The sequence below is a fragment of the Ruegeria sp. CDSA241 genome (assembly GCF_059611265.1).
Window position 1 is genome coordinate 275,187 of sequence record NZ_JBXWPF010000001.1, and the last position, 25,311, is coordinate 300,497.

Annotated in this window: 32 protein-coding genes; 16 read left to right on the top strand and 16 right to left on the bottom strand. The window is 58.3% G+C overall.

The window, feature by feature from the left end:
• The first annotated feature begins 58 nt into the window (after nt 1-58).
• The 10 genes from AC2FJV_RS01375 to yddG all read left to right on the top strand — a co-directional run bounded on the left by AC2FJV_RS01375 (nt 59) and on the right by yddG (nt 7,789).
• Nucleotides 59-424: a dihydrodipicolinate reductase gene (locus AC2FJV_RS01375; protein ID WP_496712172.1), complete on the top strand. Its 366-nt coding sequence runs from the start codon at nt 59-61 to the stop codon at nt 422-424.
• A gap of 117 nt (nt 425-541) precedes the next feature.
• On the top strand, nt 542-928 hold the full coding sequence (locus AC2FJV_RS01380) for a hypothetical protein (protein WP_496712174.1): 387 nt from the start codon (nt 542-544) through the stop codon (nt 926-928).
• Nucleotides 925-1,896, top strand: coding sequence for a sterol desaturase family protein (locus AC2FJV_RS01385; protein ID WP_142635430.1), 972 nt, complete (start codon nt 925-927; stop codon nt 1,894-1,896). The genes AC2FJV_RS01380 and AC2FJV_RS01385 overlap by 4 nt, the downstream gene beginning before the upstream one ends.
• An 88-nt stretch (nt 1,897-1,984) precedes the next feature.
• Nucleotides 1,985-2,173, top strand: a complete 189-nt coding sequence (locus AC2FJV_RS01390; RefSeq protein WP_281995235.1) for a hypothetical protein — start codon at nt 1,985-1,987, stop codon at nt 2,171-2,173.
• Nucleotides 2,174-2,258: 85 nt separating this feature from the next.
• On the top strand, nt 2,259-3,092 hold the full coding sequence (locus AC2FJV_RS01395; protein ID WP_281995236.1) for an EAL domain-containing protein: 834 nt from the start codon (nt 2,259-2,261) through the stop codon (nt 3,090-3,092).
• A gap of 179 nt (nt 3,093-3,271) precedes the next feature.
• Nucleotides 3,272-4,447 (top strand): acetyl-CoA C-acetyltransferase, encoded by a 1,176-nt coding sequence (locus AC2FJV_RS01400; RefSeq protein WP_142635424.1) that lies wholly within the window; start codon nt 3,272-3,274, stop codon nt 4,445-4,447.
• 7 nt (nt 4,448-4,454) lie between these two features.
• Complete coding sequence (locus AC2FJV_RS01405) at nt 4,455-4,841, top strand: hypothetical protein (RefSeq protein WP_496712176.1); 387 nt, start codon at nt 4,455-4,457, stop codon at nt 4,839-4,841.
• A gap of 113 nt (nt 4,842-4,954) precedes the next feature.
• Nucleotides 4,955-5,677 carry an acetoacetyl-CoA reductase gene (phbB, locus tag AC2FJV_RS01410; protein ID WP_271948478.1) on the top strand — a complete coding sequence of 241 codons (723 nt, stop codon included), beginning with the start codon at nt 4,955-4,957 and terminating at the stop codon, nt 5,675-5,677.
• 301 nt (nt 5,678-5,978) lie between these two features.
• Nucleotides 5,979-6,926, top strand: coding sequence for a transcriptional regulator GcvA (locus AC2FJV_RS01415; protein ID WP_142635418.1), 948 nt, complete (start codon nt 5,979-5,981; stop codon nt 6,924-6,926).
• Nucleotides 6,923-7,789: an aromatic amino acid exporter YddG gene (gene yddG / locus AC2FJV_RS01420; protein WP_496712178.1), complete on the top strand. Its 867-nt coding sequence runs from the start codon at nt 6,923-6,925 to the stop codon at nt 7,787-7,789. The genes AC2FJV_RS01415 and yddG overlap by 4 nt, the downstream gene beginning before the upstream one ends.
• Here the strand turns inward: yddG and AC2FJV_RS01425 are convergent.
• The 3 genes from AC2FJV_RS01425 to AC2FJV_RS01435 form a co-directional block, all read right to left on the bottom strand.
• Nucleotides 7,786-7,950 (bottom strand): YdcH family protein, encoded by a 165-nt coding sequence (locus tag AC2FJV_RS01425; protein ID WP_142635414.1) that lies wholly within the window; start codon nt 7,948-7,950, stop codon nt 7,786-7,788. The genes yddG and AC2FJV_RS01425 overlap by 4 nt on opposite strands.
• 121 nt (nt 7,951-8,071) lie before the next feature.
• Complete coding sequence (locus tag AC2FJV_RS01430; protein ID WP_496689021.1) at nt 8,072-8,845, bottom strand: tRNA1(Val) (adenine(37)-N6)-methyltransferase; 774 nt, start codon at nt 8,843-8,845, stop codon at nt 8,072-8,074.
• Nucleotides 8,842-9,057: a putative signal transducing protein gene (locus tag AC2FJV_RS01435; protein ID WP_142635410.1), complete on the bottom strand. Its 216-nt coding sequence runs from the start codon at nt 9,055-9,057 to the stop codon at nt 8,842-8,844. The genes AC2FJV_RS01430 and AC2FJV_RS01435 overlap by 4 nt, the downstream gene beginning before the upstream one ends.
• A gap of 56 nt (nt 9,058-9,113) precedes the next feature.
• Between AC2FJV_RS01435 and AC2FJV_RS01440 the strand changes: the two genes are divergently transcribed.
• Nucleotides 9,114-10,112, top strand: coding sequence for a polyprenyl synthetase family protein (locus AC2FJV_RS01440; protein WP_496693562.1), 999 nt, complete (start codon nt 9,114-9,116; stop codon nt 10,110-10,112).
• Here the strand turns inward: AC2FJV_RS01440 and AC2FJV_RS01445 are convergent.
• The 4 genes from AC2FJV_RS01445 to soxR all read right to left on the bottom strand — a co-directional run bounded on the left by AC2FJV_RS01445 (nt 10,105) and on the right by soxR (nt 14,970).
• Entirely contained in the window at nt 10,105-10,926 is an 822-nt protein-coding gene (locus AC2FJV_RS01445) for a 4-(cytidine 5'-diphospho)-2-C-methyl-D-erythritol kinase (RefSeq protein ID WP_496712180.1), read from the bottom strand. The genes AC2FJV_RS01440 and AC2FJV_RS01445 overlap by 8 nt on opposite strands.
• Nucleotides 10,916-12,724 carry a tetratricopeptide repeat protein gene (locus tag AC2FJV_RS01450; protein ID WP_496712182.1) on the bottom strand — a complete coding sequence of 603 codons (1,809 nt, stop codon included), beginning with the start codon at nt 12,722-12,724 and terminating at the stop codon, nt 10,916-10,918. The genes AC2FJV_RS01445 and AC2FJV_RS01450 overlap by 11 nt, the downstream gene beginning before the upstream one ends.
• A gap of 7 nt (nt 12,725-12,731) precedes the next feature.
• A complete protein-coding gene (locus AC2FJV_RS01455; protein ID WP_281972570.1) occupies nt 12,732-14,378 on the bottom strand; it encodes an electron transfer flavoprotein-ubiquinone oxidoreductase in 1,647 nt (548 codons plus the stop codon).
• A 136-nt stretch (nt 14,379-14,514) separates the two neighbouring features.
• Entirely contained in the window at nt 14,515-14,970 is a 456-nt protein-coding gene (gene soxR / locus AC2FJV_RS01460) for a redox-sensitive transcriptional activator SoxR (RefSeq protein ID WP_142635400.1), read from the bottom strand.
• A gap of 86 nt (nt 14,971-15,056) precedes the next feature.
• On the opposite strand from soxR, the gene AC2FJV_RS01465 reads away from it, so the two are divergent.
• From AC2FJV_RS01465 to AC2FJV_RS01475, 3 genes are all read left to right on the top strand, one after another.
• Complete coding sequence (locus tag AC2FJV_RS01465; protein WP_142635398.1) at nt 15,057-15,437, top strand: VOC family protein; 381 nt, start codon at nt 15,057-15,059, stop codon at nt 15,435-15,437.
• 238 nt (nt 15,438-15,675) lie between these two features.
• Nucleotides 15,676-16,146 (top strand): transcription elongation factor GreA, encoded by a 471-nt coding sequence (greA, locus tag AC2FJV_RS01470; protein WP_142635396.1) that lies wholly within the window; start codon nt 15,676-15,678, stop codon nt 16,144-16,146.
• A gap of 17 nt (nt 16,147-16,163) precedes the next feature.
• Nucleotides 16,164-17,156, top strand: a complete 993-nt coding sequence (locus AC2FJV_RS01475) for a hypothetical protein (protein ID WP_142635394.1) — start codon at nt 16,164-16,166, stop codon at nt 17,154-17,156.
• Here AC2FJV_RS01475 and AC2FJV_RS01480 read toward each other — a convergent pair.
• Genes AC2FJV_RS01480 through AC2FJV_RS01500 form a run of 5 tightly spaced genes read right to left on the bottom strand, consistent with a single transcriptional unit; the run spans nt 17,153 to nt 20,964 of the window.
• Nucleotides 17,153-18,418 carry a molybdenum cofactor synthesis domain-containing protein gene (locus AC2FJV_RS01480; protein ID WP_496712184.1) on the bottom strand — a complete coding sequence of 422 codons (1,266 nt, stop codon included), beginning with the start codon at nt 18,416-18,418 and terminating at the stop codon, nt 17,153-17,155. The two genes, AC2FJV_RS01475 and AC2FJV_RS01480, sit on opposite strands and share 4 nt — an antisense overlap.
• Nucleotides 18,415-18,906 (bottom strand): molybdopterin-guanine dinucleotide biosynthesis protein B, encoded by a 492-nt coding sequence (gene mobB, locus AC2FJV_RS01485; RefSeq protein WP_496712186.1) that lies wholly within the window; start codon nt 18,904-18,906, stop codon nt 18,415-18,417. Before mobB ends, AC2FJV_RS01480 begins: the two co-directional genes overlap by 4 nt.
• Nucleotides 18,903-19,547 carry a molybdenum cofactor guanylyltransferase MobA gene (gene mobA, locus AC2FJV_RS01490; RefSeq protein WP_496706179.1) on the bottom strand — a complete coding sequence of 215 codons (645 nt, stop codon included), beginning with the start codon at nt 19,545-19,547 and terminating at the stop codon, nt 18,903-18,905. The genes mobB and mobA overlap by 4 nt, the downstream gene beginning before the upstream one ends.
• The gene (locus AC2FJV_RS01495; protein ID WP_496712188.1) at nt 19,544-20,080 is read right to left on the bottom strand and encodes a hypothetical protein; all 537 of its coding nucleotides are present in this window, start codon (nt 20,078-20,080) and stop codon (nt 19,544-19,546) included. Before AC2FJV_RS01495 ends, mobA begins: the two co-directional genes overlap by 4 nt.
• A complete protein-coding gene (locus AC2FJV_RS01500; RefSeq protein WP_496712380.1) occupies nt 20,077-20,964 on the bottom strand; it encodes a formate dehydrogenase accessory sulfurtransferase FdhD in 888 nt (295 codons plus the stop codon). Before AC2FJV_RS01500 ends, AC2FJV_RS01495 begins: the two co-directional genes overlap by 4 nt.
• A 49-nt stretch (nt 20,965-21,013) precedes the next feature.
• Between AC2FJV_RS01500 and AC2FJV_RS01505 the strand changes: the two genes are divergently transcribed.
• Both AC2FJV_RS01505 and AC2FJV_RS01510 read left to right on the top strand, forming a co-directional pair.
• Nucleotides 21,014-21,724: an AzlC family ABC transporter permease gene (locus tag AC2FJV_RS01505; RefSeq protein WP_496712190.1), complete on the top strand. Its 711-nt coding sequence runs from the start codon at nt 21,014-21,016 to the stop codon at nt 21,722-21,724.
• Nucleotides 21,721-22,053 carry an AzlD domain-containing protein gene (locus AC2FJV_RS01510; protein WP_496712192.1) on the top strand — a complete coding sequence of 111 codons (333 nt, stop codon included), beginning with the start codon at nt 21,721-21,723 and terminating at the stop codon, nt 22,051-22,053. Before AC2FJV_RS01505 ends, AC2FJV_RS01510 begins: the two co-directional genes overlap by 4 nt.
• Here AC2FJV_RS01510 and AC2FJV_RS01515 read toward each other — a convergent pair.
• From AC2FJV_RS01515 to AC2FJV_RS01530, 4 genes are all read right to left on the bottom strand, one after another.
• Nucleotides 22,042-22,674 (bottom strand): hypothetical protein, encoded by a 633-nt coding sequence (locus AC2FJV_RS01515; RefSeq protein ID WP_496712194.1) that lies wholly within the window; start codon nt 22,672-22,674, stop codon nt 22,042-22,044. The two genes, AC2FJV_RS01510 and AC2FJV_RS01515, sit on opposite strands and share 12 nt — an antisense overlap.
• Before the next feature lie 21 nt (nt 22,675-22,695).
• Nucleotides 22,696-22,830 (bottom strand): aa3-type cytochrome c oxidase subunit IV, encoded by a 135-nt coding sequence (locus AC2FJV_RS01520; protein WP_142635378.1) that lies wholly within the window; start codon nt 22,828-22,830, stop codon nt 22,696-22,698.
• 68 nt (nt 22,831-22,898) lie between these two features.
• Nucleotides 22,899-23,459, bottom strand: a complete 561-nt coding sequence (locus AC2FJV_RS01525; RefSeq protein ID WP_496712197.1) for a hypothetical protein — start codon at nt 23,457-23,459, stop codon at nt 22,899-22,901.
• Nucleotides 23,446-25,311: a glycerophosphodiester phosphodiesterase family protein gene (locus tag AC2FJV_RS01530; RefSeq protein WP_496712201.1), complete on the bottom strand. Its 1,866-nt coding sequence runs from the start codon at nt 25,309-25,311 to the stop codon at nt 23,446-23,448. The genes AC2FJV_RS01525 and AC2FJV_RS01530 overlap by 14 nt, the downstream gene beginning before the upstream one ends.

Consider the following 25,311-nt stretch of genomic DNA (forward strand, 5'->3'; position numbering starts at 1 on the left):
TCCTGAAGTCCTGAATTTATGATAGCCTCCCCGTTGTTGTAACGAGGAGGCTTTCTTTATGAAAAACCTATTCACTCTGGCCACTGCTGCCTGTCTGGTTTTGGGCTCGGCATTGATTGCCGAGGCCAAAGACATCAAGAAAAAGCAAGATTTTCAGAATGCTGTCGCTGGTAAAAAACTGGTAGATGGAGGCACTTGGGTGCTTATTTCACCCGACGGGAAGATTTCCGGACAAACCAGCGACAAGGTCAAATTCTCGGGCGCGTGGATCTGGAACAAACGTTTTTGGTGCCGAACGCTTGTTGTTGGCGGAAATCAGATCCCGCAGGATTGCCAGAAAGTAACGATTGAAGGGAACCAGGTGACCTTTACCCGCAACAAGGGCAAGGGTGATTCCGGGGGGACCTATACGATTTCCAACTGACCTCTTTGCACGGGTACCGTGATCCCCAACCGGTGCTTCAGGTCGAATTTCAGCTTACGCGACGCCACCTTTGACAGCCAAGCCTCCGCTTTGCAGTTTGTGGGTCAGGAGGAAGTCATGCCGCTGGAGATATTGTTAGTTCTGGTCATCGGGGGGATAGGCGGAATTACTATTCTGCTGCATCTGGCTGGCCGTTCGCGGCAGTTTGCCCTGACACTTGATCTGGCGCGCGCGCAATGGTCGCGCCATTTCCCAGATGACGTGATCGCAGATGTAACCGTAGCGCATGACCAACGTTCCGCGCTGATCCGAACCACAACCGGTTCGGGCCTTTTGTGGTCGTTCGGCGCGGATACCGTGGCCCGCCACCTGCAGGATTATGACTGGATCGAGCATCCGGACGGATTCGAAGTTCAGTTTCATGATTTCGGAACCCCCTCAACCCGCATCCACCTCGATGACATCGAACGCGCCCACTGGCGACACCTGATGGAGCCCGCATGACCGACCAGATTTCCTTTCCCGATGCCGTGCAATGGGCAGTCCCGTTCTTTATTGCCGCAATTCTGGCCGAGTTCGTCTGGATCGCTTTCAAAGGCCGGGGCGGGCGCTATGAAACGCGGGATGCGGTCACCTCGCTGATCATGGGCGCGGGCAATATTGCCTCGGGGTTTCTGCTCGGTTTCATCGCCTACGGGTTCTTTATGTGGTTGTGGCAGATTACTCCGCTGAACCTGGGCACCTCGATCCCGGTGATTGTCCTGTGCTTTTTGCTGGACGATTTGCGTTACTATTGGGTGCATCGGTTCGGGCATCGCATCCGTTGGGTCTGGGCCAGCCATGTGAACCATCATAGCTCTCAGCATTACAACCTGACCACAGCGTTGCGTCAGACCTGGACTTATACATTCACCTTCATGATGGTCGTGCGCGCGCCGCTGATCCTGCTGGGGTTTCATCCGGCAATGGTTCTGTTTGTCGGCGGTCTGAACCTGATCTATCAGTTCTGGATTCACACCGAGGCCATCGGCAAGATGCCCCGCTGGTTCGAGGCGGTTATGAACACCCCCAGCCACCACCGCGCCCATCATGGCCGCAACGCGCGCTATCTGGATTGCAACTATGCTGGCGTGTTCATCATCTGGGACAAGATGTTCGGCACCTTTGTGCCAGAGCAGGTCGATGACAAGGTCGACTATGGGTTGGTTCACAATATCGGAACCTTCAACCCGTTGCGCGTCGCTTTTCACGAATGGGTCGGAATCTGGCAGGATGCCACGCAATCGGGGCTAACTTTGCGCCAGCGGTTGGCCTATTGCTTTGCCCCACCCGGTTACAGCCATGACGGCAGCCGGGATAGCTCGGAGCAGATCAAAGCCAAGCATATCTCGCGCAACCCCAGGGATCGAGGGACGCCTGGATTTGAGCATTTTGAGACCGAAACGCACAAATCCGAAGCAAAACAAGCTTGAATCCGCCGGTCATGTGCTGATTTTGTTGAAAATTAGCTTAGCCTGCACATATCCAAACGATGTGCATTACGAGTGACCGGAGATTATCATGACCCGTTGGACAACATTTTCCACAGTTTTAGGACTGATAGGCCTGCTTGTCGCAATGCTGACAGCGCTGGCCGCCGGGACCGCAACGCTGATCGCGTTTGGACTGGCCATGATGGTGCTGGGTTTTACGGGTGCAGTTATTGGTGCCGCGAGATCTCTGGGACGTGTTCTGGACGCAGCCCGCTGACATTTTCATTTCCATTAACCGCAGATTCACATCTTTGCCCTGAAATTGGATCCTGACCGACGACGGTAGGGAAGCGATTTCGATCATGCGGGACAGGAAACTGGCAGATTTACCCGAAGGATCAGACAGCCCGTTAAACGCGGCTGTGCTGTCGCGCGACAACTCAACGATCCAGATGGCTACGGATGCTGTCAAACACAAACAGTGCAAACTGGCCTTTCAACCGGTCATGCAGGCTAACGCGCCACATGGTATCGCCTTCTACGAGGGCTTCATCCGGGTGCTGGACGAAACCGGTCGTGTCATCCCGGCACGCGAGTTTATGCCTCAGCTTGAAAACACCCCGATTGGCCGCGAATTGGACTGCATCGCGCTTGAAATGGGCCTGCGCACATTGGCACGCACCCCGGACATCCGCATGTCGATCAATATGTCCGCACGGTCGATCGGATATGGACGTTGGTCGCGTGTTCTTGACCGGTTCATGAAAAAAGATGCCAGTATCGGTGAAAGGCTGATCCTTGAAATTTCCGAAAGTTCGGCCATGACCGTGCCGGAACTCGTGGTCGATTTCATGGACCGGTTGCAACCACGTGGCGTTGCATTTGCGCTGGATGATTTTGGGGCCAGCAATTTCTGCTTCCGCCATTTCCGCGAGTTTCTTTTTGATGCCGCCAAGATTGATGGCCAGTTCATCCGCGGCATCAGTGAAAACCCGGATAATCAGGCGCTGGTTCGTGCCCTGATCGCAGTTGCAAGGGAATTTGAGATTCTGGTCACGGCCGAATCGGTCGAAACCAAGGCGGATGCTGAGTTTTTGGCGGCCAATGGCGTCGATTGTCTGCAAGGATTTCTGTTCGGCGCACCTACGGTTTCTGCGCCCTGGAAAACGGAAAACGAACAGAAATCGGCGGGTTAACCCCAAAAAACTAGGGACCTTGGGTCCTGAGACAAGCTGCCCGTTGCTGCAAATGCAGCATTGCGCTATTGCAGTGATACTTGAGCGGGGGATTACGGGGCGCTCTTGTTGCGGGGGGAACCTCTCGACCTGCGCCGTCAGACATTCCGCCGGACCATGACGGTAAAGGACTGATCATAATGACCAATGTAGTTATCGCATCCGCCGCACGTACAGGCGTCGGCAGCTTTGGTGGTTCGTTTGCGAACACCGCAGCCCATGATTTGGGCACAGCCGTTCTTGAAGCCGTTGTAGAACGCGCCGGAATCGAAAAAGGCGAAGTCAGCGAGACAATTTTGGGTCAGGTTCTGACCGCAGCCCAGGGTCAGAACCCGGCGCGTCAGGCACATATCAACGCCGGTCTGCCGCAAGAAAGCGCGGCCTGGGGCATCAACCAGGTCTGCGGATCCGGCCTGCGCGCCGTGGCACTGGGCGCACAGCATATCCAACTGGGCGATGCTGATATCGTCGCTGCCGGCGGACAAGAGAACATGACCCTGTCGCCCCATGCCGCCGCTCTGCGCGCCGGACAAAAGATGGGCGACATGAAGTATATCGACACAATGATCCGCGATGGACTGTGGGATGCGTTCAACGGGTATCACATGGGTCAAACCGCCGAAAACGTTGCTGAAAAGTGGCAGATCAGCCGCGATATGCAGGATGAATTCGCCGTCGCAAGTCAGAACAAGGCCGAAGCTGCGCAGAAGGCAGGCAAATTCGCCGATGAGATCACCCCCTTTACCATCAAGACCCGCAAGGGTGACATCGTGATGGACAAGGACGAATACATCCGCCACGGCGCAACCATGGAAGCCATGGCCAAACTGCGCCCGGCTTTTGCTAAGGACGGATCGGTCACCGCCGCCAATGCCTCGGGCCTGAACGACGGCGCGGCTGCGACCCTGCTGATGTCGGCGGCAAATGCCGAAAAGCGCGGGATTGAGCCTCTGGCGCGGATTGCATCTTATGCTACAGCTGGTCTGGACCCGTCGATTATGGGCGTCGGCCCGATCTATGCCTCGCGCAAGGCGCTGGAAAAGGCGGGCTGGTCGGTTGACGATCTGGATCTGATCGAAGCCAACGAAGCCTTTGCAGCACAAGCTTGTGCAGTGAACAAAGACATGGGCTGGGACCCGTCCATCGTGAACGTCAATGGCGGCGCCATTGCCATCGGTCACCCGATCGGCGCCTCGGGCTGCCGCGTTCTGAACACTCTGTTGTTCGAAATGAAGCGGCGGGACGCGAAAAAAGGTCTGGCGACTCTGTGCATCGGTGGCGGCATGGGCGTCGCCCTATGTGTCGAGCGCGACTGATCTAACAATGCCTTCTCGGCCCACTCTTATTTCGGCCCTTGTGATTTGCTTTGCAGGGGCCGTAGACGCACAGAACCGTCAACCGCTTTCGACCAGCCTGACGGAGTGCAGCGTCATCTTTACAGAGCTGGCCGAGCTGAGAGCACGCCGGAACAAGGACCAAACAACCACAGACGCCGCGCTTGCCAGCGCGGCGTTATTCGTTGTGGAAGCTCGTGATCAGGCCGCAATGGAAGGCATTAAGAACCCCTACAAACACATCCAGTCCGCGCAGGTTCGATTGTCCGAGACATGGCACGTTCGCTTTGGCAATTTGGCTCTGCTGAAGGAAAATAGGGACTGGATCGACTATTGCCGTGCATTGGGTAAAGATCGTGGCCTCACACTACCCTGAGGCGAAACCAAAAACCCCAGCGCTGCGGCAACTTGCCTGCGCAATATTGTTGCGCTGGCTGGTTCGGAATAGTAACAGCATTACCAAGACGACATAAATTGGAGGATTCCTAAATGGCACGAACAGCACTCGTCACCGGCGGTTCCCGCGGCATTGGCGCAGCAATTTCCAAGGCGCTTAAGGCCGAAGGGTACAATGTTGCAGCCACCTACGCGGGGAACGACGAAGCCGCCGCGAATTTCACCGACGAGACCGGAATCGCCACCTACAAATGGAACGTTGCGGATTATGACGAATCCAAAGCGGGCATCGAAAAGGTCGAAGCCGAGATTGGCCCGATCGACATCGTTGTTGCCAATGCCGGCATCACCAAGGACGCCCCATTCCACAAAATGACACCCGAGCAGTGGCATCAGGTGATCGACACCAACCTGACCGGCGTATTCAACACCGTTCACCCGGTTTGGCCTGGCATGCGTGAGCGCAAGTTTGGCCGTGTCATCGTCATCAGCTCGATCAACGGTCAAAAGGGTCAGTTCGCTCAGGTGAACTATGCCGCCACCAAGGCGGGCGATCTGGGAATCGTGAAGTCGCTGGCGCAGGAAGGCGCGCGCGCGGGCATCACCGCCAACGCTATCTGCCCTGGCTATATCGCAACCGAAATGGTCATGGCTGTCCCCGAGAAGGTTCGTGATTCCATTATCAGCCAGATTCCGGCGGGCCGACTGGGCGAACCGGAAGAGATCGCACGCTGCGTTGCTTTCCTGGCCTCTGAAGACTCGCAATTCATCAACGGATCGACTATCTCGGCCAATGGTGCTCAGTTCTTCGCCTAAGTTGGCTGTCAAAATGCAAGCGGGCCGGTTCTAAGCAGAACCGGCCCTTCTTTTATCCCGTAAGACCGCGCGCGCTGCGATCAGCGGGAACCGAAAATCCACTTCAACACATTCAGAACCGCTTTGCCCCGCGCCTCATGCGCGCGCAGAATCGCCGATTGTGCAGCTGGATTTGTTGTCATCTCAATCATGGCAGCCTCTCAGTTCAAAACAGTTTTCCTTGACTTATGAGCAATATGAACTCTAGTTGGCAAAGCCGCAAACGAGCTTTTTTGAACATTCAGTTAAGAATTTCTATACTATGAGCGACTACCTGCCGCCCTTGACCGCTTTGCGTGCCTTTGATGCCGCCGCCCGGCACATGTCTTTTGCCAAAGCCGCGGCAGAGCTGCATGTAACGCCTGCGGCCCTGTCCTTTCAGATCAAATCCCTTGAGGAGCATTTGGGCCGCCCTCTGTTTCACCGCCTGAACCGCGCGGTGGAGCTGACAGAGGCTGGGCGCACCCTGGCCCCGGGCGCCGCGGATGGATTTGCCACGTTACAAGCCGCATGGCGCGCCGTGAGCAGACAGGGTGACGACACTAGCCTGACCGTCACAGCGGGCCCTGCCCTGACGGCCAAATGGCTGGCGCCCCGCCTGTACGAATTTGCCCGCGCACATCCCGAAATAGATCTGAAATTCTCGGCCACGTTACGCATCATCGACCTTGAACGGGATGATGTGGATGTGGCCATCCGATTTGGCGAAGGTGCGGATAAGGGGCTGTATTCCGTGCCAGTGCGCCGGGAATGGCTGACGCCGGTCATGACGCCCGAGCTCGCCCGCCAGTTCACCACGCCGGAAAGCCTGCGGGATGCACCGTTGATCCATGACGCCTCGATCCGCTTTCTGACCCCACCCAGTGATTGGCCCGCCTGGTTCAGGGCCGTGGGCATCGCACATACCCCGACCCATGGTGCCGAGTTTTCGAACGCCGATCACGCAATTGACGCGGCTGTTGCGGGCGTTGGCGTCGCGCTTGGCCGCCGGGCCATGATCCTGAAAGATCTGACCGAAGGCACGCTGGTCGCACCTTTCAAGACCGCCATCGAAACAAAGGGGCGCTTTCGCTTCCTGTGCCTCTCGGGGGCCGAGAACCGCCCTCAGATTGCGGCGTTTCGGGATTGGTTTCTGGCCGAGATTGAAAAGACCGCACATATATCCGATGAGTTCGACATCATTCCAGTCGAGGACCTGTCAGCCGCATGACCCGAAACCGCGCCACTACTATCGGTTTTGTCGCCGTTTTACTCTGGTCCCTTCTGGCCCTGTTCACCGTCGGCTCAGCCCCCGTTCCTGCGCTTTTGCTGAATACGATCTGTTTCTCGATCGGGGGGACGCTGGGGCTGATCTGGACCTGGGCCAATGGCGGGCTGGGGCAGCTGCGGACTGTGCGTTGGACCACCTATCTGTTTGGCACCATCGGGTTGTTTGGCTATCACGCACTCTACTTCTCGGCCCTGCGCATGGCCCCTGCAGCCGAGGCCGGGCTGATTGCCTATCTCTGGCCCCTGTTGATTGTGCTGTTCTCAGGCTTGCTACCGGGCGAGCATCTGCGTGCAGGGCACCTGATCGGAGCCTGCCTGGGCTTTGCTGGGGCCGCTGTGATCATCGCCGGGGGTGGTGGCGCAGGATTTCAGGCCAGCCACCTACCCGGTTACGGGCTGGCGCTGCTGTGTGCTCTGACCTGGTCGGGCTATTCCGTTATGTCCCGTCGTCTTGGGGATACGCCCACAAGCTCTGTCGCTGTGTTCTGCATCTTTACCGCCATCGCCTCGGGTGGTCTGCATCTAGCCATCGAAGAAACCGTTTGGCCGGACACGGCCTTTGGCTGGGCCTCGATCGCGGCACTTGGGCTGGGGCCTGTTGGTCTGGCGTTCTATGTCTGGGATATCGGGGTCAAACAAGGCGACATTCAGATTCTTGGCACCGCGTCTTATGCAGCGCCCCTGTTGTCTACCGTCGTTTTGGTGGTTGCCGGGATCGCAGCCCCATCCTGGGGCCTGGCAATCGCAGCCGTCCTGGTCACCGGCGGCGCGGCCATCGCCGCGCGCGCCAGCCTTAAAAGTTAACTGGAAAGTCGCTCTATCTCTTCCTTAAGCCTTAGCTTCTGTTTCTTGAGTTGAGCGATATGGAGATCGTCGATGCCTGGCGCGCGCTGGGCTTGTTCTACTTCGAGACCGAGAGTTTCGTGCTTCTTCTTCAGTTCCGTCAGATGTGCGCTCACGCTCATGGCGATACTCCTTCATTGGTGTCTCTGAATAACGTAGGAAGTTGAGCACATCGTTTCCAGCCTGTCACGCTGCAGACGCACAGATTCTATAATAAATCTGACAAATTCGGCTGGTTGGCGCCTATTGATCCGAAAACCCGTTCAGCGCAGCACCGTCGCGCAAAACGGACGATATCTGAGAGGTATAGCTTTCGCCGTCTTTTTCGTGGCGCACACCCTTGTGCAAAATCAGCGGGGCATGCAGTTGAAACGCAGCCCGACCGCCTTTTCTGGCCCTAATGATCACCAATTCAGCCTTCCGACCTGCCCGCGCGGCCAGAGGCAGAACCTCGACTGAGCCAAGCCGCCCCGCACAGGCTGACAGCATGTCGGGTAACCGATCGGCCTTTTGGATCATGTGCAGATAGCCCCGCGGTGCAAGGCGCTTTGCCGCACAATCGAACCAATCGCGCAACGGTGTATCCTCGCCCAAGGCAATTCCGCGACCCGAGTCCGCCGCAGGGCTGTGGGCACCGGCCAAGTAATAGGGCGGATTCGCAATCACATGATCGAACTGCTGTTGTTTCAGTTCAGCGGGCAGTTTGCTCAGATCGGCCTGCACCACTGTCAGCGCCTGCGCATTCTGATCCGCGTTGCGGGTGGCCAGATCGGCATAGGGCGATTGCAGCTCAACACCCGTGGCGTTCAATCCCGGCACGCGCGCCATCAGGCACAAGATGGCGGCACCAGCGCCACATCCCAGCTCCAGCACGGATTGCCCAGCCTTGGCCGGTACCGCTGCCGCCAGCAAGACAGGATCGACCCCGGCGCGATAGCCGGACAGGGGCTGCCAAAGCCGAACGCGCCCATTCAGAAAGTCGTTCAAACTTAGCTCTGGGTCAGTGAATTGCGTCATCGGCCCAGCGGGATCTCGTTGTCGCGCATCACCCGTTCAGCGCGGGTCAAATCATCGGTCCGCACCATAAGGCGCCGGGGGAAAATACCAATGCCGCCTTCTAGGATGCTCATATTTACGTCCATCTGAAAGCAGTCTATATCCTCGCCCTGAAGAAGGGCGGATGCAAAGGCCAGGATCGTCGGATCGGTGCTGCGCAAAAGTTCTTTCATGGGGATGGATGTAAGGGCAAGGTGAGGCGGAAGTCGAGCCTTGTATCAGGAGTGTGATGAACATCAGCACAGTCTCAAAACCGCATGAGCGGCTGGCCGAGATTCTTTCGGGTGAAATGGACGCGGTCAATGACCTGATACGCACGCGCATGGCCTCAGAACACGCGCCTCGCATTCCCGAAGTCACCGCACATTTGGTCGAAGCGGGTGGCAAGCGCCTGCGTCCGATGCTGACACTGGCCGCGGCGCGGCTGTTCGACTATGCTGGCGACCATCATTTGCGTCTGGCGGCAACGGTTGAGTTCATCCACACCGCGACCCTGTTGCATGACGATGTTGTCGACGAAAGCGCACAAAGGCGCGGACGGCCAACAGCGAATCTGCTTTGGGATAACAAATCCAGCGTTCTGGTTGGGGATTACCTGTTCTCACGCAGCTTCCAGCTTATGGTCGAGACCGGGTCTCTTAGGGTTCTGGACATCCTTGCCAATGCGTCTGCCACGATCGCCGAGGGCGAAGTGCTTCAGATGACTGCTGCAACCGATCTGGGCACGGATGAGGCCATCTATCTTCAGGTTGTGCGCGGCAAGACCGCAGCCTTGTTCTCAGCCGCAACCGAGGTGGGCGGGGTCATCGCCCAAGCGTCAGAAGCCCAGGTCAAGGCGCTCTTCGATTATGGCGATGCGCTGGGGATTGCCTTCCAGATCGCTGATGACCTGCTGGATTATCAGGGCGACAGCAAAGCGACCGGCAAGAATGTCGGCGACGACTTCCGCGAGCGTAAGCTGACGCTGCCGGTGATCAAGGCCGTGGCGCAGGCCACGCCTGAAGAACGCGCGTTTTGGCAGCGCACCATAGGTAAGGGTCGTCAGGAAAGCGGTGATCTCGAAACCGCTCTTGGTCTTATGGGCAAATACGGTACGCTTGCTGCGACGCGCAAAGATGCGCTTGGCTGGGCCAATAAGGCCAAGGCGTCGCTGACCATCCTGCCCGAACATGAGATCCGCACCCTGCTGAGCGATTTGGCAGACTTCGTTGTCGCGCGCCTTAGTTAAGCTGAACCGCACGGCACCACCAGTCGGGATGGGCTGCTCCAATCTCATAGGCGGCGAAATGGGCAGCTTTCATCGTCGGATACAGCGCGAAACAGGTCGATCCTGACCCCGACATGCGCGCCAACAACGCCGCTTTTGTATCGCTCAGCGCATCCAGCACCTGCGCGACTTCGGGGGCCAGCAATGTGGTTGGATCTTCCAGGTCGTTTCGCTGTTTCCCCAGCCATACGGCACAATCCTGAGGCCCCTCAAATACCGGGATATCCTCTGCCATGGGCGGGTTTTCCCTGCATTGCAAAGCCGCGAAAATAGCAGGGGTTGGAACCTCTACGCCCGGGTTGACCAACAAGGCCGGTAGATGCGGGAGCGTGACTGGGTCCAAACGTTCTCCGATGCCGCGCATACGGCTGGGACTGGCCGCCGTGCAAACAGGAACATCCGCCCCTAGGCGCAGCGCAGTTCCCGGCGGGACGTGCCCACCCTGGCCCTCGATCATCCGCAAAGTTGCGGCGGCATCGGAAGAACCGCCACCGATCCCGCCTCCATGCGGCAGCACTTTGTTCAGGTCAATATGCCCAGTCCAGCCTGCAGCCTCGGCGGCTTTCCACACCAGATTGCGACTATCGCTTGGCACACCCGCCGTATGTTCGCCGGTGACAGAGATCGACAGCGCCTCACCTGCGGTGAAATGCAGCGTATCGCCCAGATCGGCGAACACCACGAGCGAATCCAACAGGTGATAGCCGTCCACGCGCTGGCCGGTGACGTGCAAGGTAAGGTTGATCTTGGCGGGCGCGAAAGCCTTAGCCTTCATTGGCGACCTTCAGCGGCGCGGCACCTTCTTCGATCAGAACCTCGTCCAGCCCGACCTCGATCTTGCGGCGAATACGCTCGGGGTCGGCCTCACCATCGGCGTCTTCGAGGTCAATGAAAGACAATGCCCGCTTCCACTGGAACTCGGCTTCGCGTGCGCGGCCCACGGCCCAGTAAACGTCACCCAGGTGATCATTCACCACTGGGTCTACCGGCATCAGCTCGACGGCACGCTCCATATGCTCGACCGCCTCTTCATAGCGGCCCAGTCGAAACAGAACCCATCCCAAGCTGTCGACGATATAGCCGCTACCAGGGCGTGCGGCGACGGCGCGTTCGATCATGCCAAGCGCTTCGTCCAGATTTTCGCGCCGTTCTACAAGCGAATAACCCAGATAATTCAGGACCTGCGGTTGGTCGGGGTTAAGTTCTAGCGCACGGCGGAAATCGGCCTCAGCATTGTCCCACTGCTTTAGTCGCTCGTACGAGATACCACGGGCGTAGTGCAGGAACCAGTTGCCGCCACCATCAGCATCAATCAATTCAATCGCTGTGCTATAGGTTTCGACAGCCGCAGCATAGTTTTCTTCACGTCTTTGCAAATCAGCCAGCGCCACGTGAACACTTGGCAGATCCGGTCTCTGCGTCGCAAGGGTCTGCAAGACTTCTTCCGCCGCATCGGTTTTGCCTGCCGTGACAAGCACCTCGGCTCGGCCCAGTTCAGCAGCGTGATAGTCACTGCTGCTCGCGTGCACTTTGCGATAGGCCTCGACGGCAAGATCGTATTGCTCCAACTCGTCCAAAAGTTCGGCACTCAACAAGATTGCGTCCACGTGATCCGGGCGCAGAAAGGCTGCGACCTGCGCATAAAGCAGGACGTAATTCTCAGCCGCCTCACTGCTGAGCGCGGCTCCCACGGAAAAGAACACTTCTGCGATACCGTCCTGCGATGTGCGGACATGAGTAAAGGGCAGCGTTTCGCCAGCGCTCAGACGCGATTCGTACCCTTCAATCGAGGGATCAGAGCCGGACTCGAACACGTCATCCAGAAACTGCAGCGCATCCTCATTGCGGTCCAGCTGCGACAGAACCTCGGTCCGTGCCAGCGCTGCGCGGCGGGTAAATCGCGCCACAACACCGTTATCGGCCGCAAAGACTGCCTCGGCGCCTTCAAAGTCTCCGACCGAGGCCAGTGCCAAAGCTTTGTGGTAAAGCGCGAACTCGCGCAGACCTTCCTGCGCAGCAACTTGGTCAAACTGCTCCAGCGCGCTGGTCATCGCGCCCTGGCCCATATGGGCCCAGCCCAATATTAACCCGTCAACCAGCGGCCCGACACCTTGCGTTTCGGGGTCGCGGGCCAGCAGTTCATCCAGCTTGCCTTCAGCCACCAGATTAGCGGCAATCGCCATTTTCGCGGGCTGGTTGGGCAGGCCCAACTCTTCGATGGTTTGGGCAATCGGCAAAGCGCGCTTAACCTCGCCCAGCGACAAGCGCGCAACGACGACATTCTCCAGCAACCGGTCGTTTTGAGGATCTGCGCGCAATGCTTGCGCAAAGTATTTCTCAGCCGCCGTATAGTCGTCCTGAAAAATCGCCTGACGCCCGGCAAGATACGCACCGAACCCAGTGTCGGCATAAGCCGGAATGGCGAATGACGTGGTAAACAGCACAGCCAACGCTGTGCGACGAATGAGAAAAGTCACCAAATTCCTGCCTTGCGATTGTCGGTTGCGCAATAAGCTAGGGCTTTGACCAGAAAGAGGCAATGGCAGAGCCTTCACGACGCCGCCATTGCCCATTTTTCGCTTACATATTGGGATAGTTCGGGCCATCCCCTCCCTGCGGCGTGGTCCAGGTGATATTCTGGCTGGGATCTTTGATGTCGCAGGTCTTGCAGTGAACGCAATTCTGAAAGTTGATCACGAATCGCGGACCATTTTCATCCTCGACCATCTCATACACCCCCGCCGGGCAATAGCGCTGCGCAGGTTCGTCGAATTCGGGCAGATTGACACTGACCGGAATCGCCGGGTCCGAGAGTTTTAGATGGCAAGGCTGACTTTCCTCGTGGTTCGTCATCGCGAACGAGACGTTGGTCAGGCGGTCGAAGGACAGCGTGCCATCCGGCTTTGGATAGTCGATCGGTTTATGTTTACTGGCTTCTTCAGTCGATTCCGCGTCGTTCTTACCGTGGCCCAGAGTGCCAAACAGCGAAAAGCCCAGAGTGTTTGTCCACATGTCCAAACCGCCCAGCGCCAGCGAGGGCATCAGACCCCACTTTGACCACATCGGTTTGACGTTGCGCACTTTCTTGAGGTCTTTGCCGATGGCACCTTCGCGAACATCTGCTTCATAGACATTCAATTCATCGCCCGAACGCTCGGCTTTGATGGCATCAAATGCCGCCTCGGCCGCAGCTTTGCCAGACAGCATCGCGTTGTGGTTGCCCTTGATGCGCGGCACATTGACCATGCCCGCCGAACAGCCCAGCAGCGCCACGCCTGGCGCGACCAGCTTGGGCATCGATTGATATCCACCCTCAGTAATCGCACGAGCGCCATAAGCCACGCGCTTGCCGCCTTTCAGCAGCTCGGCCACCATCGGATGATGCTTAAAGCGCTGGAACTCCATATAGGGGTACAGGTGCGGGTTCTTGTAATTCAGGTGAACCACAAACCCGACATAGACCTGATTGTTTTCCAGGTGATAGATGAACGACCCGCCGCCCGCGTTGCTGCCCAGGGGCCAGCCCATCGTATGGGTGACGGTGCCTTCCTTGTGCTTGGCCGGGTCGATCTCCCAGATCTCTTTCATGCCGACGCCGTATTTCTGGACTTCTTTTCCGGCTTGCAGATCGTATTTCGCGATCACTTCCTTGGACAGCGACCCGCGCACACCTTCGGACAAGAAGACATATTTGCCGTGCAGCTCCATGCCCGGCTCGGTGTTCGGGCCGTAGGAGCCATCGGCCTCAAGGCCGAAGACACCGGCAACAACGCCTTTGACTTCACCATTGTCGCCATAGACCAGCTCGGAACAGGCCATGCCAGGGAAGATTTCCACGCCCAGCTCTTCGGCCTGTTCAGCCATCCAGCGGCAGACATTGCCCATCGACACGATATAGTTGCCGTGGTTGTTCATCAGCGGCGGCATCGGGAAGTTCGGAATGCGGATTTTTCCGGCCTCACCCAGCATATAGAAGTTATCTTCGGTAACCGGCGTGTTCAGCGGCGCACCTTTTTCCTTCCAGTCCGGTATCAGCGCATCCAGGCCGCACGGGTCCAGCACCGCACCTGACAAGATATGCGCACCCACCTCCGAGCCCTTTTCCAGAACGACGACGTTCAAATCGGCATCCAGCTGTTTCAGACGGATGGCCGCCGACAGTCCCGCGGGGCCGGCGCCCACGATCACCACGTCATATTCCATCGCTTCGCGTTCAATCTCGGCCATTGCGGGCTCCTTCGCTAACTTTCCGAATTGGCGCATCTAACGCACGGTCGGCGCAATTTTGTTTCACGGCTGATTACATGCTGGGAAAGCCACAGGTCAATCGAAACACGGCGTAACTATGCCGCTATGCGGCAGATCACGTGTCCGGAGTGTCACCCATCAGGTATCTGGGGCCACTTCCCTTGGATTTGGCACGGTCATCAGGATTGTAAAGAGCACATTTGGGCAAACTAAGGCACCCACAGCCAATGCATCCGTCCAGATTGTCACGCAGGCGCATCAACGTATCGATTCGCTGATCCAAATGCGACCGCAGATCCTTGCTGATGTTTTTCCAATCCTGCGGCGTTGGTGTACGATTTCCGGGCAAGCCGGACAGGACTTCTCGGATTTCGGGCAGGGTTAATCCGAATTGCTGCGCTATCATCACAAAACTCAACCGTCTTATGTCGGCGCGCTGATATCGCCGCTGCCCACCCGCGTTGCGCCATGGGGCGATCAGACCCTGCGCCTCGTAATATCGGATCGCTGAAACCGCCAGCCCGGTGCGCTGGGCCAAAGCGCCTATTGCCAGCCCCTCTGAAATCGCCATCTCGCCCTCAAAAAATTCCTTGACCTAAAGTTAGGTTTAGAAATTACGGTGAGTCGGGACAAGCCTCAAATTGAATAGGAGATCCCATGATGGCGACACTTGAACACACCAATTTCACTGTCCGCGACCCGCAGGCTTCGGCAAAATGGATGCAGGACGTCTTCGGTTGGAAAACCCGCTGGGAAGGCCCTGCAATCGCGGGTGGCTATACCGTGCATGTCGGTAGCGCACATACCTACCTGGCGCTTTATGCACCCAGCGATCCCAAACCCTCGGGTGAAAGCAGCTATGACATCATCGGGGGGCTGAATCATGTCGGCGTTCTGGTCGAAGACATCGACGCAACCGAAGACAAGGTGGTCAAAGCAGGTTTCACCCCCAAGTCGCATGCAGATTACGAGCCCGGCAGGCGGTTCTATTTCGATGATGAGAACGGCATCGAGTTTGAGGTGGTGCAATATGCTTGAAACACTCTGGATGGCCTCAACCACCTGGAAATGGCAGCGCGGTCAGCTGTTTGGACAGCGTAACAGGTGCCCACGGCGCACAATCCAACGGCGTTAAGTCGCAAATCCAGCTTGCTGTCTTCTTTGACCTCTTGCATTTCACGCATCATTTGGGTCAGGTATTTGCCAACCCATCAAATCGCCCCGACGCTGGTTCCATGCGGCGGGGCGTTACAATTTCAGCGTGGACGACAAGAATATGGAAAAAATTCCCATGACGCCTGCGGGCAATGCTGCGCTTCAGGCCGAACTCAAGAACCTAAAATCCGTCGAGCGGCCAGCTATTATCGAAGCCATCGCCTCGGCCAGGGAACTGGGTGACCTGAAAGAAAACGCCGAATATCATTCGGCCCGGGAAAAGCAGGGTTTTATCGAAGGCCGCATCAAAGAGTTGGAAGGCATCCTTTCACTGACCGATGTGATCGACCCTGCCAAACTGTCTGGTGCTATCAAATTTGGCGCCAAGGTCACGCTTGTTGACGAAGACACTGACGAGGAAAAGACCTGGCAGATTGTAGGGGAATATGAGGCCAATATCGAAGCCGGCCTGCTGAACATCAAATCCCCTATTGCCCGCGCCCTGATTGGAAAGGACGAAGGCGACAGTGTCGAGGTACGCACACCTGGCGGCGTACGTTCTTATGAAGTCCTGAGTATCACCTACGCCTGAGCCCCGGAGCGTTCACAATGTCCGAGCCCACGCCAGAGCAGGAAGCCAATCGGCCAACCTCACTGGGCATATATGATAGGCCAACCAAGCCTTCGATAACCGAGATCGAAATTGCAGCCGTCGCCCTCAGCGTGATCTGGCTGATCGTCTCGGTTGTTTTTCTGGTGCTGCCCGACGAGGTCGACGGCGGAGGCTTTGTCGTGACCTTACTGGCGGTCTTTATGCCGGTAGCGATGATCTGGGTCGCGGCAATGGCCATGCGCGCCAGCCGGATCATGCGCGAGGAAAGCGCACGACTACAAACCTCGATTGACGCCATCCGAAACGCATATATCGCTCAGCAACAGCGATCTTCCAGCACCTATGAGCCAGCCGTATCCAAAAAGCTGGATCAGATCGCGGAAACGGCCAAGAAAGCCGAAAGCGCGCTGGCCACGTTTTCAACCAAGCGCAGGGAACCCGCACAGCAACCGACAGCCGTGGGGAACGGCGATCAGACTTCGCTGGAACTGGGTACACAAGCTGGGGATATCGTGCCCCCGCTTGGCACCGACATCTTTATCCGTGCGCTGAATTTTCCGGAAACACAGGAAGATACCGAAGGCTTTGATGCCCTACGGCTGGCGCTCAAGGACCGCAAGACAGCCAAGCTTGTACAGGCCTCTCAGGACGTGCTGACCCTGCTCAGCCAAGAGGGCATCTATATGGATGACCTGCGCCCTGACATGGCCCGCCCCGAGATCTGGCGGCAATTTGCGCAGGGTGGGCGCGGACGGGCTGTCGCGGCCTTGGGCGGCATTCGCGACCGCTCCTCGCTGGCGCTGACTTCGGCTCGGATGAAGCAGGATCCCATTTTCCGGGACGCCGCCCATCACTTTCTACGCAGGTTCGATCACATGATCATCGAGTTTGAACCCCGTGCCAGTGATGCAGAGCTGACCGCTTTGGGTGATACAAGAACCGCGCGGGCCTTCATGTTGCTGGGGCGTGTGGCCGGAACCTTCGACTAGATTCCGAAACTTCCATAGGGGATGAACCGGACAAGATCACCCGGTTGGATGTGGCGCGCTCCGTCTTCGATCTCGACCAGCCCTTCGGCCCAGCTGAGCCCGCTGATCCGCCCGGACCCTTCCGAAGTGAAAACTTCGGCTTTTCCGTCTCGGATGCGGGCCCGCAGATATTCCCGCCGCCCGGGTTTCTTGCGCTTATCAAAGGCGGCTGGCAGATCGAACCCCTTCGGGTCCCGCCAGCCCTCGCCAGCCATCAGGCCCAGCGCCGGGCGGGCAAAGATTAGGGTGCAGACCAATGCCGCTACTGGATTGCCGGGCAGTCCGAAAACCGGCACTCCGTCCCAAATCCCCAAAGCCAGAGGTCGCCCCGGTTTCAGGGCAATACGCCATTCCTGCATCGCTCCGGCCTGCCGCAACAGCGCGGAGACATGGTCTTCGTCCCCTGCCGACGCGCCGCCACTAGTCAGAACAACATCCGCCTCTTTCGCAGCTTCGTTCAGCCGCTCGCGCAGGGTTTCACGATCATCGGCAACGCGGCCCATATCCAGTGGCTGGAATCCCATCCGCTGGATCAGAGCCAGCAACATTGGGCGATTGGCATCGTAGATTTGCCCTGGCTCAGCAACCTCACCGGCCTCGACTAGCTCATCCCCCGTTGACAGGACGGCCACCCGCAGAGCTTTGCGAACCAGCAGATCACCAGCACCCGTCGCGGAGAGAAGGGCCAGATCGGCAGGTGTCAACCGGCGTCCAGCGGGCAAAGCCAGATCACCTCCAACCACATCTTCGCCCGCATTGCGGGTATTGGCACCCTGTTTCAGGGGGCCGCGAAAGGCGATATACCCATCCTGAACTGTCACGTCCTCTTCCAGAATAACGGTGTCCACCCCATCGGGCAGGGCCGCACCAGTCAGAATCCGTATGGCGTGGCCGGGCGCAAGCTGACCATCAAAGGGAACACCAGCCGCCGCACGCCCGTCTTGCAGCGGCATCACCTGCGGCCCATCCGGAACCGGACCGGCAAAGCCATAGCCATCTACCGCCGTATTTGCCTGCGGCGGGTTCGAACGTTGGGCATATACATCGGCGGCCAAAATCCGACCTGCGGCTTGTGCCAACGGAACGGTTTCAGCCCCCATCACGACCGAAAGGCGGTCGCGCAGCAGGGCCAACGCTTCGTCAACCGGCGTCCAGCTCACGCCCGCAGGCAAGGCAAAACAATCGTTGCGCAAGGGCGGTGGGGCAATGTCCGGTTTGCTCATAATCCTACCTCGTGCAGAATGAACCCTGCGATGGCTGCGGTGTCGTCCAGATCAAAAACCGGACGGTCGAAGTTCAGCTCTGTGTCACTGGCAACCGCGCGCACAGTTTCGTTCTCGGCCGCAATCAACGGATTTCCAGCGGCCACCCGATACGCCTCGACCTTGGGGTGGGCTTCGCGTTTGAACCCCTCGATCAGCACAAGATCAACGGGAGCCAAGCGTGCCAGCAGATCAGAGAGAGGTGGCTCGGGTGCGCCGCGCAGTTCCAGCATCATCGCAATGCGCTTGCCGGACGCCAACAGCACCTCGGACGCACCGGCTTCTCGATGGCGGAAACTGTCCGTGCCGGGCTGGTCGACATCGACGGCGTGATGGGCATGTTTGACGGTCGAAACCGAAAAGCCACGCGCGGTGATCTCGGCCACCAAACGCTCCATCAGGCCGGTCTTGCCCGCGTTTTTCCAGCCGGTGACGCCATAGACCTTCATGCCTGCTCCAGCAGCTTTTGCGCCCGCGCCAGATCGTCGGGTGTATTGACATTGAAGAAGGGGTCAAACGGCTCAGCCGGAAACAACGCCTCACGCCCATCATGTTTATCGGTCCACAGCACAACCTTGCGCAGCCCGTCATTCAAGGCGTCCCGCAAATCATCTCGCAACGCGACAGGCCAGAGGCCAAATGTCGGATGCCGGTTGACCCGTTTGCCGCCGCCGGATTTCAGTGCTTCATCCCCGGTTCGAGGCGTAGTCGCCAGCACCAGCGGATGGGTTTGCCCTTGAGCAGCATCCGTTAGGCGCGCCACAAGATCGCGCGGAAAAAACGGCGTGTCGGCAGCGGCGGTGACGATACTGTCGGCCCCCTGTTCTGCTGCCCAATCGAGCCCCGCCAGTACACCCGCCAGAGGCCCGGCGAAACCTTCAATCGTGTCGGGAAGAACCGGCAGGTTGAGGTCGGCAAACCGTTCGGGATCACCATTGGCATTCAGCGCCAGACCGACCACCTGCGGGCCAAACCGGTCAATGACATGAGACAGCAGGCTCTGCCCACCGACTGTCAGCAAGCCTTTGTCGCCACCACCCATCCGAGTGGCAAGGCCTCCTGCGAGGATGATGCCGAGGGGGCGGGTCATTTGATCTCCTCAGGCGCGGGCCATTTCCTGAATTTCTGGGAGGGCAGGAAGAACAATGGACAGACGGCCAATCCGAATGCTGTAAACCAAATAATTGCAGGCCACCCCGTCAATTCGGCCGCCTTGTAACTCAGGCTATAGTGGGCTGGCAAAAACACTAAGACGGCCCCAACAGCAAAGATAAGACCAAAACAGCACCGATACGTGCGCACCGCCTTTCTGACCTCATCTGGTATCCCGGCAAACTCAGGCAGACCGTGCATCAAAACCCGCTGAAGCACGAGTGCTTGTTTTTGAGACAACTCCCCCCATGCCTGCCAACCAAGCCGAAAGGGGGCGGCGATGTTCCAAATGCTGATGTATTCCTCTGGCGCCCACCCCAGACGGTTACGCAGGTTGACGTCCAATTGCGCCATACCCTCAATGATCGCGCGTTTCGACCGCTCAAGGAGCCAGAACACATAGACCATCAATGGCAGCAAGCCCAATGTCGCGACGAATAAAATAAATAAACCAAAGACTTTCAAAATCATTCCGCACTCTTCCGTCTATGCTTTTTATCTTCGACCGCCACTGTCGACGGGTCGACGTCGCGCACCAACCGGTCCTCGCCCGCAAGACACACGAACCGCTGCCCCCGCATGCGGCCGATCAGGGTCAGGCCAACCTCACGCGCGATTTCGACACCCCAGGCGGTGAACCCTGATCGTGACGCCAGAACCGGGATGCCCATCATTGCAGTCTTGATGACCATTTCCGAGGTCAGACGGCCTGTAGTGTAGAGGATCTTGTCCTCGGCCCCCACATTTTCGGACAGCATCCAGCCGGCGATCTTGTCGACCGCGTTGTGACGTCCCACGTCCTCCATGTAGACCAACGGTCGGTTTTCCCGACACAGGACCGTGCCGTGAATTGCACCAGCCTCAAGATACAATGAAGGGGTTCGGTTGATCTTGGCTGCCAGATCATACAGCCACGATGTGCGCACCGAGACCTGTGGCAGGCGCACGTCCTCCAGCCCCTCCATCATGTCACCAAACACAGTGCCTACCGCACAACCGCTGGTCCGGGTCTTTTTCTTCAGCTTATCCTCATATGAGGTTTCGCGCGCGGTGCGCACCACCACGGTTTCCAGATCGTCATCGTAATCCACGCCGGTAATGTCATCATCGGCCAACAGCATCCCCTGATTGCGCAGGAACCCCAGCGCCAGATATTCAGGGTAATCGCCGATTGTCATTGCAGTCACGATTTCCTGAGCGTTAAGGAATATCGTCAGGGGGCGTTCCTCAACGACCGAGATCCGGCTGACCGCGCCATTCTGGTCGATGCCTTCGACCGCACGGGTCAGGCGAACCGCGCCGGGATCAGGGGCGATGATGTAGTCGGTGGCATCCGGTTTCGTGGCCAATTGCAACCCTTTCCCAAGATCGCTACTGCTGTTGGCGATACCATAGGAATTTGCCATGGCTTACACCACATCCAAGTCATACTTCTGGAAGGGTTTTCGCGATGGAGCCCCATTTATCTTTGTGGCAATTCCGTTCGGCACCCTTTTCGGCGTATTTGCGACCGAGGCTGGGCTGGATATTGTCCAGACAATCGCCTTTTCGGCGGCTGTCTTTGCCGGGGCGGCCCAGTTCACTGCCCTGCAGCTGTTGCAGGACAACACACCCAGCCTGATCGTTCTGGCATCGGCCCTGGCGGTAAACCTACGCGTGGCAATGTATTCGGCCTCACTGACACCTTATATTGGGGCGGCCCCCCTGTGGCAGCGGGCCTGCGCCGCTTATCTGACGGTCGATCAGTCCTATGCCTGCTCCATTGTACAGTTCGAAAAAGAGCCCGATATGACCGTCCCGCAGCGCATGGCCTATTTCTTTGGCTCGGTCACACCGATCACGCCGCTTTGGATTTTGGCAACTTATCTGGGCGCAGTTTTGGGCGCACAGATTCCAGAAAGCTGGGCGCTGGATTTTGCACTTCCGATCACATTCCTGGCAATGATCGGGCCGATGATGAGGACGCTTGCCCATGTCATCGCCGCCTTAGTCGCCATAACCGTTGCTTTGTTGACCGTAGGCGTGCCGTTCAACCTGGGCCTGCTGATCGCCGGGACCGCCGGGATGATCGCAGGGGCGCAGGCCGAATTGATGTTAGAGCGGAATAGGCCATGACACAGATTGATCCGGTGACCATGTGGAGCATTATCGTTGGCTTGGCGATTGGCAGCTTTGCGCTACGCTTTACCTTTATCGGCATCGTCGGAGACCGCCCGATGCCACCCTGGTTGTTACGCCACCTGCGCTATACCGCCGTTGCCATCGTCCCGGCCCTGATTGCGCCGCTGGTGGTCTGGCCAACCGCGACGGGTGGTCAGCCCGACGTGCCGCGCATGGCCGCCGCAGCGGTTGCTTTGACGGTTGGTGTCATCACAAAAAACGTGGTCATTGCCATCTTTGCCGGGGCGGGCACGCTCTATGGCTTGCTGTACCTATTGGGTTGAAGCCGCTTCCAACTGGTTCAGGCGCGCATTGTTCGAGGCCAAACCGGCCTGCAGGTCAGCATCGTCATTCTCGCGGTATTCGGTGGTCACGACGCCGGGGAGTTCACCGAACTGATCGGACAGCTTGACCGGGTAGAAGGTCGTATTGATCTGCTCGAAACCCGGCACCTGCCGCAATAGCTGCGAGGTTGAGTTGGCGCAAAACGCTTCGGATACAGGGCCCATCTGCTTGGCCAGTTGCAGGGCAATTTCGGCCTGCTGTGGTGTCACCTGAATCGTCTGGATACGCGCATAATGCGTTTCGCGTGCGTGGCTGCTGCGATAAGCGCGTTCGACATTCGGCGTGATGCCATACAGAACATCGTTTCGGATCGGCACCACATCGGCGCGAAACGAGCCTGCGGGGTCAAAGATCACCCTTTCGCTGCCGCTTATCATCAGCGAGGTATGCGCCCCCGAACCGGTCCGGGTGCTGATCATGGTATAGAGCGTCAATGTTGATGGCCCCGGATCACGATAGGAACGGGCCACAACTTCGGTCTGATCGGCCTGCGGACGCTGCGAACCGGCACAGCCAGCCACTGTTGCTGCCAGCAGGCAGGCAATCACAAATCTGATCACGGCGGTCAGCCTCGCCCGGGATTAAGCGGCGAAAACCGCCAGAAACAGGCAAAGGAAAGCAATCGCCACCACGCACCATGTGGTCGCTTTTACGAAACCGTTGAAGGTTTTGGTTTGAACGGTGATGTCCATTTCGCCGTGCTTATGTTCAGCCATGATTTTCAGAATCCTAATTCGCGTGTTTGATACGTTGGATAATCGAAAATCCCGGGCCTGTCACCACGTCATTCGGGCGCAGGTGACACGGAATCAAAGACCGAACACCCGCGATATCCGAACCCCCACCGCCAGGGCAGGCCCGAACAGGGCGCCCCGCCCAATCGCACCGCGCCATACATGGCCTCGGCGGTTATGGCATGGGCGGATCGTATCTGATCCGAAGTCATGTCATAGCGTTCGGCGTAAATTTCGGCGTTCTCATCCCCGTGTTGCCGCACGCAGGCTCTCAGGCTGTCATCGGCTGACAGGCGCGCGTCATAACTGTCTTCGGGGCGCAGGCCTCCGCCCGCGTGGTGATAGGCCCGGTCATGGCTGACACAGCAACTCTCCCATGGGGGATGCGCCTCGAACAGGGCCTGAAAGCTGGGAAACCTGTCAGCCACAAAGCGCCAGCTGGCTGACAACCCGCCCGAGCAGCCATCCGTTTCAAATGGCGTCAATTCCGCAGCGCCCCGCTGTGCGATCAGCGCGCGATGGGCGGGCATCTCAAGACTGCGCATAAAGTCCTGCGCCCCGACTGGCGCCGCGATCAGCGCCAGAGAAACGGCCAGATTACGGGCTTTCATCGCGCATCGCATCGGTATCAACGGCCATGCCGAGCACCGTTGCCAGCCACAGCATCAGACGTTCTGCCGGCCCCATTTCAGCGCGGATACGCAAGACTTCTTTGGCCATTGCCGGTCGGTCCGTGATCAGCCCATCCACCCCCATCGAGGCCATGGCCGACATTTGCAACGGGTCATTCACCGTCCAGACATAGATATCCTTGCCCGCGGCCTGCACCGAACGTACCAGCCCCGGCGTGGCCATGGCGGCGTTGACAGCCACAAAATCCCCTTCGAGACCCGACAGATCGCCAACAGCGGTTGCCGCCAAAACCCCCGCGCGCCAATCGGGACGAAGAGCCTTCATCTTTTGCACGGCAGGGTATTTCAGCGACATGGTAGCGATGTCATCCTGCATGCCGAATTCCTCGACCAAGGCCGCAACGCGGTTTTCCAGATCGACGTCATGACCGTAATATTTCAACTCGATGATCACCTTGGCCCTGTCTTTGGCCGCAGCCAGCACGTTGCGCAGCGTTGGCGTGCGTTCATCGGCATATTCCGGGTCATACCAACTGCCGATATCGATCTCGGCCACGTCTTCCATCGTGGCATCCCAGACCTTCAGGTTCACCCCGGCCAGCTTCATGAAATCGCTATCATGGGCGACGATTATCTCATCATCCGCCGTTTCCTGCACGTCGATTTCAACCCAGTCCGCCCCGTCCTCAATCGCCTTCAGAACCGAGGCCATGGTGTTTTCCGGCCGTAACGCAGCGGCACCACGGTGGCCGATCACCTCGGCCCTGTCAGGGGCCTGAACGCGTTCCAGCAGGGATTGACCGAACCAGAGCCCGACCAATACCGCCACCGCCGCAATGCCAACAGCACTCAGCAGACCAATGCGTAGATTGCCTGGTGCGGGATGTGGTGGTTCAGAGGTCCGGATCTCGAAAAAACCGTCCAGCAAAACCGCCAGTGCTCCCAGCGCGGTGGCTGCCAAAACCAGCCCGGCCAACGACCACAGCCCGGCGACCAGAAGGCTGTAAACTAGCGCCAGCCGCAGATGCTCTGCCCCCTGCAGGGGCACCAACGCGAATAATGATCCCGCGCCCCAAGCGATCAGCGCGGCAAGAACTGCCCTCAGCCCCAGCCAGAACACCAGTGCGATCTTGAGCCGCCCGCGCTTGCCCTCCATCCGATCCGCGCTGACCTGGAAAGCATCAGCCGGTGGCAGGTTTTCGAACAGAACCAGATGCAGTCCCAGCGCCCATGCGGACAGCTTGCGGATCAGCACCCATGCCATGACCAGCACCACAACTCCGATCAGCGCAACGGCGATCCAGAAAGACGGCGGATGGAAGGTCAGGTAATAGTTGATGTCATACTCGGTCAGCGTCCACCAGGCGATCAGAGCAGCGATAGCGGCGAAAGGCAGGATCAACAGGATGATCCGCAGAACCAGGCGTGCAGCAAATCCAAACAGCGCAGGCAGGCGCGACAGGATCAACTTGATCGCCGCGCTCCCCGCGCGCCACGGATCGCTTTCGCCCATCCTCAGCGACCCGGCCATGACCGAGAAGACAAAGACCTCGGCCAGCAGGAACAGGCTGAGCATTGCGATTGCGACCGCAAACCCCAGCGGAGACAGGATGAACGCGGCAATATCCTGATCCGTCAGGGCGGTCTGGCTGGAGAGCGAAACTGCTAGGTTCACCGCAATCGCCACGCCCGGCGCAATCAGCGCAATCAGCAACAGGCGCACGGCGACATAGATCGGCACAAAGACCCGGCGGCGTGCCCACGCGCCCTTGTATGCTTTTGTAACGGCAGAGAAAGTGGCCACGTTGCGCCCCCCAAATGATTGATTCAT

Excerpts from the sequence above, each read along its gene's own strand:
- AC2FJV_RS01375 (WP_496712172.1), top strand. The coding sequence starts at position 59 with ATGAAAAACCTATTCACTCTGGCCACTGCTGCCTGTCTGGTTTTGGGC.
- AC2FJV_RS01380 (WP_496712174.1), top strand. The coding sequence starts at position 542 with ATGCCGCTGGAGATATTGTTAGTTCTGGTCATCGGGGGGATAGGCGGA.
- AC2FJV_RS01385 (WP_142635430.1), top strand. The coding sequence starts at position 925 with ATGACCGACCAGATTTCCTTTCCCGATGCCGTGCAATGGGCAGTCCCG.
- AC2FJV_RS01390 (WP_281995235.1), top strand. The coding sequence starts at position 1,985 with ATGACCCGTTGGACAACATTTTCCACAGTTTTAGGACTGATAGGCCTG.
- AC2FJV_RS01395 (WP_281995236.1), top strand. The coding sequence starts at position 2,259 with ATGCGGGACAGGAAACTGGCAGATTTACCCGAAGGATCAGACAGCCCG.
- AC2FJV_RS01400 (WP_142635424.1), top strand. The coding sequence starts at position 3,272 with ATGACCAATGTAGTTATCGCATCCGCCGCACGTACAGGCGTCGGCAGC.
- AC2FJV_RS01405 (WP_496712176.1), top strand. The coding sequence starts at position 4,455 with ATGCCTTCTCGGCCCACTCTTATTTCGGCCCTTGTGATTTGCTTTGCA.
- phbB (WP_271948478.1), top strand. The coding sequence starts at position 4,955 with ATGGCACGAACAGCACTCGTCACCGGCGGTTCCCGCGGCATTGGCGCA.
- AC2FJV_RS01415 (WP_142635418.1), top strand. The coding sequence starts at position 5,979 with ATGAGCGACTACCTGCCGCCCTTGACCGCTTTGCGTGCCTTTGATGCC.
- yddG (WP_496712178.1), top strand. The coding sequence starts at position 6,923 with ATGACCCGAAACCGCGCCACTACTATCGGTTTTGTCGCCGTTTTACTC.
- AC2FJV_RS01425 (WP_142635414.1), bottom strand. The coding sequence starts at position 7,950 with ATGAGCGTGAGCGCACATCTGACGGAACTGAAGAAGAAGCACGAAACT.
- AC2FJV_RS01430 (WP_496689021.1), bottom strand. The coding sequence starts at position 8,845 with ATGACGCAATTCACTGACCCAGAGCTAAGTTTGAACGACTTTCTGAAT.
- AC2FJV_RS01435 (WP_142635410.1), bottom strand. The coding sequence starts at position 9,057 with ATGAAAGAACTTTTGCGCAGCACCGATCCGACGATCCTGGCCTTTGCA.
- AC2FJV_RS01440 (WP_496693562.1), top strand. The coding sequence starts at position 9,114 with ATGAACATCAGCACAGTCTCAAAACCGCATGAGCGGCTGGCCGAGATT.
- AC2FJV_RS01445 (WP_496712180.1), bottom strand. The coding sequence starts at position 10,926 with ATGAAGGCTAAGGCTTTCGCGCCCGCCAAGATCAACCTTACCTTGCAC.
- AC2FJV_RS01450 (WP_496712182.1), bottom strand. The coding sequence starts at position 12,724 with ATGGGCAATGGCGGCGTCGTGAAGGCTCTGCCATTGCCTCTTTCTGGT.
- AC2FJV_RS01455 (WP_281972570.1), bottom strand. The coding sequence starts at position 14,378 with ATGGCCGAGATTGAACGCGAAGCGATGGAATATGACGTGGTGATCGTG.
- soxR (WP_142635400.1), bottom strand. The coding sequence starts at position 14,970 with ATGGCGATTTCAGAGGGGCTGGCAATAGGCGCTTTGGCCCAGCGCACC.
- AC2FJV_RS01465 (WP_142635398.1), top strand. The coding sequence starts at position 15,057 with ATGATGGCGACACTTGAACACACCAATTTCACTGTCCGCGACCCGCAG.
- greA (WP_142635396.1), top strand. The coding sequence starts at position 15,676 with ATGGAAAAAATTCCCATGACGCCTGCGGGCAATGCTGCGCTTCAGGCC.
- AC2FJV_RS01475 (WP_142635394.1), top strand. The coding sequence starts at position 16,164 with ATGTCCGAGCCCACGCCAGAGCAGGAAGCCAATCGGCCAACCTCACTG.
- AC2FJV_RS01480 (WP_496712184.1), bottom strand. The coding sequence starts at position 18,418 with ATGAGCAAACCGGACATTGCCCCACCGCCCTTGCGCAACGATTGTTTT.
- mobB (WP_496712186.1), bottom strand. The coding sequence starts at position 18,906 with ATGAAGGTCTATGGCGTCACCGGCTGGAAAAACGCGGGCAAGACCGGC.
- mobA (WP_496706179.1), bottom strand. The coding sequence starts at position 19,547 with ATGACCCGCCCCCTCGGCATCATCCTCGCAGGAGGCCTTGCCACTCGG.
- AC2FJV_RS01495 (WP_496712188.1), bottom strand. The coding sequence starts at position 20,080 with ATGATTTTGAAAGTCTTTGGTTTATTTATTTTATTCGTCGCGACATTG.
- AC2FJV_RS01505 (WP_496712190.1), top strand. The coding sequence starts at position 21,014 with ATGGCTTACACCACATCCAAGTCATACTTCTGGAAGGGTTTTCGCGAT.
- AC2FJV_RS01510 (WP_496712192.1), top strand. The coding sequence starts at position 21,721 with ATGACACAGATTGATCCGGTGACCATGTGGAGCATTATCGTTGGCTTG.
- AC2FJV_RS01520 (WP_142635378.1), bottom strand. The coding sequence starts at position 22,830 with ATGGCTGAACATAAGCACGGCGAAATGGACATCACCGTTCAAACCAAA.
- AC2FJV_RS01525 (WP_496712197.1), bottom strand. The coding sequence starts at position 23,459 with ATGAAAGCCCGTAATCTGGCCGTTTCTCTGGCGCTGATCGCGGCGCCA.
- AC2FJV_RS01530 (WP_496712201.1), bottom strand. The coding sequence starts at position 25,311 with ATGAATCAATCATTTGGGGGGCGCAACGTGGCCACTTTCTCTGCCGTT.